This window comes from Actinomadura sp. 7K507 (assembly GCF_004348425.1).
In the GTDB taxonomy this organism is placed as follows: Bacteria; Actinomycetota; Actinomycetes; order Streptosporangiales; family Streptosporangiaceae; genus Spirillospora.
Window position 1 is genome coordinate 1 of the sequence record NZ_SMKK01000286.1, and the last position, 10,726, is coordinate 10,726.

Sequence of the window (10,726 nt, forward strand, 5' to 3'; positions counted from 1 at the left end):
GTCCTTCGGGGCGGGCGGGTTCGTCCGGCACAATTGCTGCCTGTACTACCGCGTTCCTGGCGGGGGCATGTGCGGTGACTGCGGACTCAGATGATGAGTTCCGCCATTTGAGATGAGAGCCCAACCACTGAGACGTTTGCAGTAGAGTGCGCGCATGGCTTCCCGCAACATTCGTCTGGCCGTCATCCCGGGTGACGGGATCGGCTCCGAGGTGGTCGCCGAAGGGCTGAAGGTCCTCGACGCGGCCGCCCCGGCCGGCGACCTCGCGTTCGAGCGGACCTCCTACGACCTGGGCGCCGCCCGCTGGCACCGGACGGGGGAGACGCTGCCCGACTCGGTGCTGGACGAGTTGCGCGAGCAGGAGGTCATCCTGCTGGGCGCCGTCGGCGACCCGAGCGTGCCGAGCGGGACGCTGGAGCGCGGGCTGCTGCTGCGGACCCGGTTCGAGCTGGACCACTACGTCAACCTGCGCCCGGTGAAGCTGTTCCCGGGCGTCGCGACCCCGCTGGCGGGCGTGACGACGGACGACATCGACATGGTCGTCGTCCGCGAGGGCACCGAAGGCCCCTACACCGGGGTGGGCGGCGTGCTGCGCAAGGGCACCCCGCACGAGGTCGCCACGCAGGAGAGCGTCAACACCGCCTACGGCGTCGAGCGGGTCATCCGGTACGCGTTCGAGGTGGCCGCGTCCCGGCCGCGCAAGAAGCTGACGCTCGTCCACAAGGACAACGTCCTCACCTTCGCCGGTGACCTCTACCAGCGTGTCTTCAAGCGGGTGGGCGAAGAGTACCCGCAGATCTCCACGGACTACGTCCACGTGGACGCGGCCACGATGTTCTTCGTGAGCCGGCCGCAGCGCTTCGACGTGGTCGTCACCGACAACCTGTTCGGCGACATCATCACCGACATCGGCGCCGCGATCGCCGGCGGCATCGGGCTCGCCGCGTCCGGCAACGTCAACCCGGACCGCACCGCGCCGTCGATGTTCGAGCCGGTGCACGGCAGCGCACCCGACATCGCAGGGCAGGGCATCGCCGACCCGACCGCGACCATCCTGTCCGTCGCCATGCTGCTCGACCACGTCGGCGCCGGCGACGCCGCCCGCCGGGTCGAGGAGGCCGTCTCCGACGATCTGGCCGAGCGCGCCGCCCTCGGCGCCCGATCCACCGCCCAGATCGGCGACGCGATCGCCAAGCGAGTATCCGGCTAGGGCACGCCTCTCTGGCCGGGACAGGGAACTCCGGGCGTGCCCTCGCGGCGCGCCCGTTTCCGCATGCGCCGCGTGCGAAGGAGTGGTGGGTCTAGACGAGGTACGACAATAGGGACTAAGGAAGCCGAAGCGGCGAAGGGGCCGCCCCGGCGATCCGCGAGAGGACAACCGCGATGAGCGACACCCTGGACTTCGAGATCACGCGAACCGAGCGGCCCGCCACCGCCGCCGAACGCGAGCGCGTCCTGGCAGATCCCGGCTTCGGGCGCCATTTCACCGACCACATGGTCACGATCCGGTACTCGGCGGAGCGGGGGTGGTACGACGCGCGGCTCGAACCCTACGGGCCGATCCCGATGGACCCCGCCAGCCAGGTGTTCCACTACGCGCAGGAGCTCTTCGAGGGGCTGAAGGCCTACCGGCAGCCGGACGGCTCCATCGTCACCTTCAGGCCGTACATGAACGCGGCCCGGATGAACCGCTCCGCCCACCGGATGGCGATGCCGGAGATCCCCGAGCAGCTGTTCGTCGACGCGGTCGAACTCCTCGTCCGCACCGACAAGGACTGGGTGCCCGACGCCGAGGGGCACAGCCTCTACCTGCGGCCGTTCATGTTCGCCACCACCCGCGCGCTCGGCGTCAACAGCCCGGCGAGCGAGTTCCTGTTCATGGTCATCGCGTCCCCGTCCGGCCTGTACTACCCGCGCGGGGTCAAGCCCGTCTCGGTGTGGCTGTCGCAGGACTACACCCGCGCCGCCCCGGGCGGCACCGGCGAGGCCAAGTTCGGCGGCAACTACGCGGCCTCGTTCGCCGGGCAGGCCGAGGCCGTCGAGCAGGGCTGCGACCAGGTCGTCTGGCTCGACGCGGTGGAGCGCCGCTGGGTCGAGGAGGTCGGCTCGATGAACCTCATGTTCGTCTACGGCTCCGGTTCGCGGGCCCGGCTCCTCACCCCGGCGCTCACCGGGACGCTCCTCGCCGGCGTCACCCGCGACTCGATGCTCAAGCTGGCCCCCGACCTGGGCGTCCCCGCCGAGGAGGGCAAGATCAGCATTGACGAGTGGCAGTCCGGCTGCGAGTCCGGCGAGATCACCGAGGTGTTCGGCTGCGGCACCGCCGCGATCATCAGCCCGGTCGGCCGGGTCAAGGGCGCCGACCGCGAGTGGACGATCGGGGACGGCGAGCCCGGCGAGCTGTCGATGCGGCTGCGCCAGGAGCTGGTCGGCATCCAGTACGGGACCCGTCCCGACCCCTACGGCTGGGTCCACGCAATCGTCTGACCACGGCGTTCGTGACCACGGCGTTCGCGCAGCCCCGGCGCCATCCGCGCCGGGGAATCGCCGTCTCAGCATCCGGGACGGACGGTACGAGCATCCGAACCGTGTGGCAGACTGGTTGACATCATGCGCCACAGCCTCGTGATTATCGGCTGGCGCGCCGGCAGCAGCTAACTGGACGACGCCGGCGCGCAGACCTCTCACGTCCGTGAGGGGTCTTTTTTGTGCCCTGGCGCAGATGCCCATCCTTGGGGGTTCTCCACATGCAAGGCGACGCGTTCCACGTCTACGACACCACCCTGCGCGACGGCGCACAGCAGGAGGGGCTCAACCTCTCCGTGCCCGACAAGCTCGCCATCGCGCGGCACCTCGACGACCTGGGCGTCGGCTTCATCGAGGGCGGCTGGCCGGGCGCGAACCCCAGGGACACCGAGTTCTTCAGCCGGGCTCGCACGGAGCTCGATCTGAGGCACGCGCAGCTCACCGCGTTCGGCGCGACCCGCCGGGCCGGTGTGAAGGCCGCCGACGACCCTCAGGTGGCCGCGCTGCGCGAATCCGGCGCGTCCGTCGTGACCCTTGTCGCCAAGAGCCACGACAGGCACGTCGAGCTGGCCCTCCGCACGACGCTGGAGGAGAACCTCGCGATGATCCGCGACACCGTCTCCCACCTGCGTGCGGAGGGCCAACGAGTCTTCCTGGACGCCGAGCACTTCTTCGACGGCTACAAGGCCAACCGCGCCTACGCGCTGGAGGCCGTCCGCACCGCCGCCGAGGCCGGCGCGGACGTCGTCGCGCTCTGCGACACCAACGGCGGCATGCTCCCGGACGAGCTGGCCGATGTCGTCCACGACGTGGTCTCCGCCGGCGTGCGGGTCGGCATCCACTGCCACGACGACTCGGGCTGCGCGGTGGCCAACTCCCTCGCCGCCGTCAAGGCCGGCGCCACCCACGTCCAGGGCTGCGCGAACGGGTACGGCGAGCGCAGCGGCAACGCCAACCTGTTCACGGTCGTCGGGAACCTCCAGCTCAAGCGCGGCATGAACCTCGTCACCGGCACCCAGCTCGGCGAGATGACCCGGATCGCGCACGCCGTCTCCGAGGTCACCAACGTCTCGCCGGCCTCGCAGCAGCCCTACGTCGGGCTGTCGGCGTTCGCCCACAAGGCGGGCCTGCACGCCTCCGCCGTCAAGGTCGACCCGGACCTGTACCAGCACATCGACCCGGCCGCCGTCGGCAACGACATGCGGATGCTGGTCTCCAGCATGGCCGGGCGCGCGTCGGTCGAGCTGAAGGGCCGCGAGCTGGGCTACGACCTGTCCGGCGAGAAGTCCAAGGCCGTCGTGGACAAGGTCAAGGAGCTGGAGAACACCGGCTACACCTTCGAGGCCGCGGACGCCTCGTTCGAGCTGCTGCTGCGCGAGGAGCTGACCGGCGTCAAGCAGCGGCACTTCGAGGTCGAGTCGTGGCGCTCGATCGTGGAGCGCCGCGCCGACGGCTCCATGATCAGTGAGGCGACCGTGAAGCTGCACGCCAAGGGCGAGCGGATCATCGCGACCGGCGAGGGCAACGGCCCCGTCAACGCCCTCGACAACGCGCTGCGCGTCGCGCTGGGCCGCATCTACCCGGAGCTGGCGCGGCTGGAACTCGTCGACTACAAGGTCCGCATCCTGGAGGGCGCGCACGGCACCGACGCCCGGACGCGGGTGCTCATCGAGTCCGGTGACGGCGAGCGCGAGTGGGGCACGGTCGGCGTCGAGGACAACGTCATCGCCGCGTCCTGGCAGGCCCTGGAGGAGGCCGTCACCTACTGCCTGCTCCGGGCGGGGTACGACGCGGGCTGACGCCGGGGGCCCGCGGGAATGAGATCGTCCCGCGGGGCATTATCGAGGACATGAGCACCGAGATCACCGACAACGCCGAGCGGAAACGCTACGAGATCAGGGTGGACGGCGAGCTGGCCGGCTTCGCCGCCTACGAGCCGGCCGAGGGGAGCACGGTCGCCCTCACCCATACCGAGGTCGACCCGGCCTTCGAGGGCAAGGGCGTGGGCGGCAAGCTCGCCCGCGGCGCCCTGGACGACCTCCGCGCCACGGGCCGGTCGGTGATCCCGGTCTGCCCGTTCATCAAGAGCTGGATCCAGAAGCACCCCGACTACCACGACGTGGTGGCCCCCTGACACGGGGTGCTCACATCGCCCTGAGCTTCGGCGTCCCGCCTTCGAGGGTGAGCCACGCCGACAGCGACGTCTCCTTCACCCGGACCCGCACGCGGGCGTAGCGGCCGGGGTCGACGAACCCCGGCGCGGACGTGATCACCGTGTCGAAGACGAAGTCGGAGGTGACGAAGGCCAGGTCGGCGCCCGTCTCGGCGACCTGCTTCTTCACCGCGGGGGCGTCCACCATCCGGCGTGCCGTGATGATCGAGATGCCGGACACACCCTTCGGGCCGCGCTGCACCGGACCCACGTGCAGCGCGGCGCGCAGCCGCATCCGGGTGGCGTCGGCGGCACGCCGGTTGTGCCGCCGCAGCGCCGCCGCCAGGTGCGCGAGCATCGGGTCGATGACGGCCTCGGTCGGCGTGGTCGGCGGGATGACGATGAGGGCGCCGTCGCCGCGGTCCTCCTGGTAGAAGTCCGCCAGGACGAGGCCTGACGCGGCGAACGCCTCGTCCAGCAGCCGGTACATGGCGTCCAGGACGTACCGGCGGTCGGCGTCGGTCCGCGACGGCGCGCTGAACCCCGTGATGTCGGTGATCAGGACCGTGCAGTTGCCTCCCGACCACTCGGGCAGGGCGTCCCGCGCGGGCCGCTCGACCTGCCGCCGGTAGACCAGCCGCTCCAGCACGGCCCGCACGCGCGGGTTGCCGTTCAGGAATGCCGCGAAGTCCCGGGCGCCGACGCGCAGCGCGTGGACGTCGCCCTCGGCGGTGACGGTGGCGGACCTGTCCTTGACCATCAGCGCGGCGCGCTCGCCGACCAGCTCGCCCGCGCCCCGGAACGCGATGATCCGCTGTTCGGGGCCCTCCTCGACCCACACCCGCGTCCAGCCGGACAGGATCACGATGACCTCGCCGGCGGGCCCGCCCTCCCGGCACAGCACGTCCTCCTTGCGGAACACGTGCCGGTGCGCCGCCGCGAGAAGCGCCTGCTGCTCGCCGGGCGTCAGCGTCCCCCAGAACGTCGCCCCGTCGTAGGAACGGCCCGGCAGGGGCTCGACCGCCCGGGTCGCGGCGGGCACGGGGGGGGCGGGGCCGGGCGGAGGCGCCGGGCCGCTCGGCTCCCGCAGCGTCCCCGCCCGCAGGTACTGGACGAGCGCGTTCGTGATGGTCACCGCGGGGAGCGACAGGAACGTCAGGCCGCCGGTGACGATGGCGCCCGGTGAGCCGTCCAGCGCGTACCCCAGCAGCACGGCCAGGAGCGTCACGGGGGTCGTGACCTTCGCGTTCAGCAGGCCGGTGCCGCCGTGGGAGGTCGCCTGCCTCCACAGCCGCGCCGCGGAACGGTCGGTGCTCACGAAGTAGTCCTTCCCCCGGGAAGGTGCGGCGTAGTTTACGCCGACTCCCCGGCGTCCGTCGTGATGTCCCCACTTCTCCCAACCCTGAGGTTACATAGACAGCCATGCGAAGACCATACATTTGATGTATAAAAAGCAGTGACTATGAGCTAACCTGATGGCAACAGTCAATCGAAGTCGAGATCGCGGAGGTTTCCGGGTCAGCGGGCGGGGGAACCACTAACGTGCACCCTGTACCTGGGGCATGGGTTTGCTGGCGGAAGGCTGTATTCTCGCCTGACCGGCGGCGGTTCCGACGCCCCGCGCGCCGGACCGGCCTCCGCCCCCGGATTGGAGAATGCGCTCATGACGAACTCTCGAGCAGCCTCCGACACCTCGGGTGGGAACATGGACGCCGACGATTCCCACCGCCAAGAGGCGGTCCCGCAGAGCGAGCGCGTGACGATCAACCTGACCGGCAAGGCGGTCCAGTCGCTCCAGCGCCTCCAGGAGCTGACCGGCTACAACAAGACCGACTGCATCAACCGCGCGCTGATCATCGCCAACGAGGTCGAGGGCATGTCCCGCGAACCCGGCGCCGTCTACTGGCGCGAAACCCCCGAAAGCGACCTAATGCTCGTCCGCTTCGTCTGACCGGCTGCTTGCTTCTGCCGGTGGGCCCCCGTGCGGAGTGTCGTCATGGGGTTTCAGGCCAGGGGTTCTGAGGACGTCGTCGGGAACCTGGCCCGTCGTTGTAGTGCAGCCGAGTGCGGTCGGCGGGCCAGACCGTCACGGTGAGCCGGAACGCCGTGCCTTCGGGGGAGTAGGCCGTCCGGATGGTCTCGAGGACGAGGCCGGCGGCGGAGTCACCCAGGCCGAAGAACCGCTTCTCGTTCTCGTCCGGCAGCCGGGGTTCGATGCGTCGGATCAGGTCAGTGGCGATGTCGCGCCAGCGGGGAGGTGTCGTGTGAGCCACAGGTCGAGCACGCCGCCGCCGAGCTGCCGCGCGTCCCCCAGCACGGTGCGCACGCCTTGGCGGCCGGACATGTAGGTGCCGATCCTCCAACCCGTCCACTCGTCCCACACGAGTGCGCTTTCACCGATGACGATGGTTGCGTCGATGGGACCCTTGGGGTCGAGCCAGGCGTCGCGCACCGGGATGCCCCGGGCGGCGAGCTTCTGCGCCGTGTCAGTGATGTAGCCGTGCGAGCAGTCGACTTCCCGGTCCGGGTGATGCGCCGGGACTGTGGAAACGGACATCTCGCCCCTTCGTGGGTGATGGTGTCGTTGATGGATGAAGACGGGTCAGGAACTGCGTTGCCAGACCTCGTCGGGTACCTCTCCGGCGATGAAGCGGATCTTGTTGGCACCGGGCTTGTAGATGGTGATGGTGAGGCGAAACGGCTCGCCGTTCTGATCGTATGCAGTGCGCCTGTGCTCGATCACGGCGAGACTGTCCTTGGAGAGGCCGAAGAACTTCAACTCCTCCTCCGTCGGCGGGCGCGCGTTGAACTCGTCCTCGTAGCCGGTCTGCACGTGGCCGCGCCCCTGCAGGTAGGCGACGGTGCCCTCTTCAATGTCCACCGACTTGAGCAGGGCCTGCGCCTCGATCGCCAGTTCCAGTCTGAAGAACGAATGCTGGAGTGAGTTCGCCTTGCCGTCCACGAATCGCTGCTGTGATCGTCGGACGATCTGCGGCTGCGACTGGTCCCGCGGGATGCCCAGCGCCTTGATCTCGGGTTCCTTCGCGTCCTCGACCCGCACCTCCGGTACCGAGGACCATGCCCGGTGCTGCTGACGCTCCGCCTCCACCACGAAGGCCTTGCCTTCGCCGCCCCCGAATCCCCGTCCGGGTGCGTCGTCTCCTCCGAGGTCCGTGTGGTTCAGGGTGATGACGAACGGCTGGACCGGCTCGGCAACGAAGCTGCCCTTCTGGGGGATGGTCTCCACGCGGCCGCCCTTGCGCAGCTCGCTGATGGCCTTCTTGACCGTGTTGGTGGAGACGACCCAGCGGTCGGCCAGCTCCTTCTCCGTCGGCAGTCGATCACCGGGGGCAAGAGTTCCCTGCTCGATCTGGGCCTGGAGTTCAAGCGCGATCTCCGTGTACCTCGGGATCCCGTCTGCCATGGGGTCTCTTCCTTGGCGCCGTTGTCGGATCGGCCGGATGTGTCACGTGGGCAGGACGTGTTCGGTGATGCGTTGTGCCAGGACGGGGCGCGCCGCGTCCAAGGGGCGCTCGAACAGGGCGCCGGAGGGGGTGTTGTCGCTGGTGGTGCGGATGGCGACGTCCTTGAAGCCCTGCCGGCGGTAGTAGGCGTGGAGTTCGGTGTTGTCGGTCCAGACGTCGATTCTGATCAGCTCGGCGTTCTGCAGCCGTGAGGCGCCCCTGCGTCCGGCCCAGTCGATGAGCTCGGCTCCGAGTCCGTCACCGGCGTAGTCCCGGTGGATGACCAGGCGGTGAAGGTAGACGGCCTCCGTCTCGCGCTCCGGTGCCGTCCAGAGCTCCTCGTGGCCGATCAGCTTGATGGTCACGGTGCCGATCGGACGCCCGCCGTCGAACATGAGCCACGTCTCCCGATTCAGCAAGGATTCGTAGACGCGTTTCCGGCGGTCGTCCTCGCTGGGCCAAGGCCGGACCCACTGCGTCGTGTTCTTCTCGGCCTGCAGCCACCTGGCCGCCTGGTCGATGAGCCCGAGGACGTCGCCGAGTTCGTCCGTCCGGGCTATGCGGATGCGGTAGCTGGTGTGGGGCGCCCGACTGCGCTGGCGGGCCCTTGTCCGTGTGTCCACGTGCTCTTGTACTCCGAGAAAAGCCGAGCCCCCGCCTCCTGGCCGGTGGTGGGAGTGCCTCGGGCTCCCGGCCGGTCGGGAAGGGGGGCATGTTGGATAGGTGTGAGACGGCCGCCGCGGTCGGACGGCGGCGATCTATCCGCTTCCGGCGCCGTCCGCCGGTGGGGATTCGCGCGGAGTGTTCTCGTCAGGGGGCCCCACACCCGGGGCCCTGAGGACGTCGTCGGGGACCTGCCCGTCGTTGTAGTGCAGCCGTGTGCGGTCGGCGGGCCAGACCGTCACGGTGAGCCGGAACGCCGTGCCTTCGGGGGAGTAGGCCGTCCGGACGGTCTCGAAGACGACGTCGGCGGCGGAGTCGCCCAGGCGGAAGAACCGCTTCTCGTTCTCGTCCGGCAGGCGGGCCTTGATCTCGTCGTGGAAGCCGACCTCGCTGTAGCCGAGGGCTTCGCCCAGGTACGCGACCGCGCCCTCGGGGATGTCGCGGGGGTAGAGCAGGCGGGACGCCCCCTCGGTGGCGAACGCGAGAGGGTAGAACGAGGTTTGCAGGGCCCACGGCCGGTCGTCGAGGAAGAGCTCCTGGTGGCGGGAGATGAACTCCGAGCCCGGGTTGCTCTGCAGGTACCGGGCGATGACCTTGGTGCCCTCTTGGACCTCCACCTTGACCGGCGACACCGTCACCTCGCGTTGCGCGGGGATGAAGGCGTCACGGTTGTACCACTCGCCCGATCCGCTCCCCGGCGCGAGCCCCAGATCGACCGCGGAGAGCGTCACGTGGACGATGTTGGGCCGGTGGACGACGAACGTCCCCTTGCCCTGCTCGGAGATGACGAATCCCTGCTGCTGCAACCACGAGAGCGCGTCCCGGACGGTGTTGCGGGACGCGTTGTAGTGGGCTTCCAGCTCCTTCTCCGGAGGCAGGCGACGCCGGGCGGCCGCGCCGTCGCCGGGGGATAGGTCCCCGGATTCGATGCGTCGGAGCAGGTCAGTGGCGATGTCGCGCCAGCGGAGTGGCGTCGTGCGAGCCATCGGATCCGCCCCTTCCCGGCGTCCCCCCGGCCTGTGCGCCTCGTTAGGGCGAGGGATGTGCACCGAACCGGACCTCATGATCTAAACAAGTAGTTCCCGCCCAACGTGTTTGCAACCTCTAAAAAGGGTAACACCTTGAGAGAGAGACTTGTTGGTACAACTCAATCAGCAAAGAACTCGGACAACAGTAGCAGCAGGAACTTTCCGATGTAAGAGATATCGCGAACCAGTCGGAGGAGGGTTCAACATGCCCGCGATGGTCGCCCTGTGGGTCCTCGGTCCCGCGGCGCTGTTCCTGACCCTGTCGCTCTACGTCGCCTTCATGGGCCTTCGCACGAGGGACCTGAAGTTCCGCAGCCAGATGACCAAGCCCACGCCGGCGCTCGGCCGCCGTGCGCTGCTGGTCAACGTGGTGGTCCCGGCCGGCGAACCGCCCGCGGGCCGCCCGCGCACATGATCTCCGGTCGCCGCGGGGCGGGACGCTGACCTAAGGAGAGTTCGAGGTGGAAGACAGCCGGACAGACCCGGTACCGGGTGCGCCGCACCCGGTGGCCGGCGCCGAACAGCCCATGCGTCGACCGCCCGCGCCGCGGGCCGGCTCGGAGCAGCCCAGTGAGCGGGCGTATCCGCTGCTGGTGCTGACACCGGTTCAGGAGCCCCGCGCGTCGCGGGAGCCCTGGCCCGGGGCCGTGCACGTCGTGGTCACCGGGATCGCCGTCCTGGCGGTCACGGCCGAACTGGGCCGGTGGGCGGGTGTGCCGGCGAGGCTGACCACGGTCTGCTCGGCGGCGGGTTTCGCCGTGGTGATCGTCCCCCGGCTGGTCGGCTCGGCCCCTCGTCCTCGTCTCCGGCCATGGCACCGGCCGGCCGTCGCCGTCGCGGTGAACTGACGGTTCGCGCGGGGGCACAGGCGCCCCCGCGCACGCCCCCCTACC

Annotated in this window: 13 protein-coding genes; 7 read left to right on the plus strand and 6 right to left on the minus strand. The window is 69.7% G+C overall.

Going from position 1 to position 10,726, the window contains the following annotated elements; genetic code table 11:
• The first annotated feature begins 154 nt into the window (after positions 1-154).
• From E1285_RS39280 to E1285_RS39295, 4 genes are all read left to right on the plus strand, one after another.
• A complete protein-coding gene (locus E1285_RS39280; protein WP_132159681.1) occupies positions 155-1,210 on the plus strand; it encodes a 3-isopropylmalate dehydrogenase in 1,056 nt (351 codons plus the stop codon).
• Positions 1,211-1,383: 173 nt separating this feature from the next.
• The gene (locus E1285_RS39285) at positions 1,384-2,487 is read left to right on the plus strand and encodes a branched-chain amino acid aminotransferase (protein WP_132159682.1); all 1,104 of its coding nucleotides are present in this window, start codon (positions 1,384-1,386) and stop codon (positions 2,485-2,487) included.
• Between the two features lie 260 nt (positions 2,488-2,747).
• Positions 2,748-4,325 (plus strand): citramalate synthase, encoded by a 1,578-nt coding sequence (gene cimA / locus E1285_RS39290; RefSeq protein WP_132159683.1) that lies wholly within the window; start codon positions 2,748-2,750, stop codon positions 4,323-4,325.
• Between the two features lie 50 nt (positions 4,326-4,375).
• The gene (locus E1285_RS39295; protein WP_132159684.1) at positions 4,376-4,660 is read left to right on the plus strand and encodes a GNAT family N-acetyltransferase; all 285 of its coding nucleotides are present in this window, start codon (positions 4,376-4,378) and stop codon (positions 4,658-4,660) included.
• A 10-nt stretch (positions 4,661-4,670) separates the two neighbouring features.
• Here the strand turns inward: E1285_RS39295 and E1285_RS39300 are convergent, their stop codons facing one another.
• The gene (locus tag E1285_RS39300) at positions 4,671-5,996 is read right to left on the minus strand and encodes a cyclic nucleotide-binding domain-containing protein (protein WP_132159685.1); all 1,326 of its coding nucleotides are present in this window, start codon (positions 5,994-5,996) and stop codon (positions 4,671-4,673) included.
• Between the two features lie 345 nt (positions 5,997-6,341).
• Here E1285_RS39300 and E1285_RS39305 point away from each other — a divergent pair, with 345 nt between their 5' ends.
• Positions 6,342-6,629, plus strand: a complete 288-nt coding sequence (locus E1285_RS39305; RefSeq protein ID WP_132159686.1) for a hypothetical protein — start codon at positions 6,342-6,344, stop codon at positions 6,627-6,629.
• Between the two features lie 43 nt (positions 6,630-6,672).
• Here E1285_RS39305 and E1285_RS39310 read toward each other — a convergent pair whose 3' ends face one another.
• The 5 genes from E1285_RS39310 to E1285_RS39330 form a co-directional block, all read right to left on the minus strand.
• Positions 6,673-6,951 (minus strand): hypothetical protein, encoded by a 279-nt coding sequence (locus E1285_RS39310; RefSeq protein ID WP_132159687.1) that lies wholly within the window; start codon positions 6,949-6,951, stop codon positions 6,673-6,675.
• A complete protein-coding gene (locus E1285_RS39315) occupies positions 6,903-7,235 on the minus strand; it encodes a DUF6292 family protein (protein WP_132159688.1) in 333 nt (110 codons plus the stop codon). Before E1285_RS39315 ends, E1285_RS39310 begins: the two co-directional genes overlap by 49 nt.
• A 45-nt stretch (positions 7,236-7,280) precedes the next feature.
• Positions 7,281-8,102, minus strand: coding sequence for a GntR family transcriptional regulator (locus E1285_RS39320; protein WP_132159689.1), 822 nt, complete (start codon positions 8,100-8,102; stop codon positions 7,281-7,283).
• 42 nt (positions 8,103-8,144) lie between these two features.
• The gene (locus E1285_RS39325; protein WP_165966945.1) at positions 8,145-8,765 is read right to left on the minus strand and encodes a GNAT family N-acetyltransferase; all 621 of its coding nucleotides are present in this window, start codon (positions 8,763-8,765) and stop codon (positions 8,145-8,147) included.
• A gap of 135 nt (positions 8,766-8,900) precedes the next feature.
• A complete protein-coding gene (locus E1285_RS39330) occupies positions 8,901-9,791 on the minus strand; it encodes a GntR family transcriptional regulator (RefSeq protein ID WP_165966946.1) in 891 nt (296 codons plus the stop codon).
• A gap of 247 nt (positions 9,792-10,038) precedes the next feature.
• On the opposite strand from E1285_RS39330, the gene E1285_RS39335 reads away from it, so the two are divergent.
• Positions 10,039-10,248, plus strand: a complete 210-nt coding sequence (locus E1285_RS39335) for a hypothetical protein (protein WP_132159692.1) — start codon at positions 10,039-10,041, stop codon at positions 10,246-10,248.
• Positions 10,249-10,294: 46 nt separating this feature from the next.
• A complete protein-coding gene (locus E1285_RS39340; protein WP_132159693.1) occupies positions 10,295-10,681 on the plus strand; it encodes a hypothetical protein in 387 nt (128 codons plus the stop codon).
• The last annotated feature ends 45 nt before the right edge of the window (positions 10,682-10,726 follow it).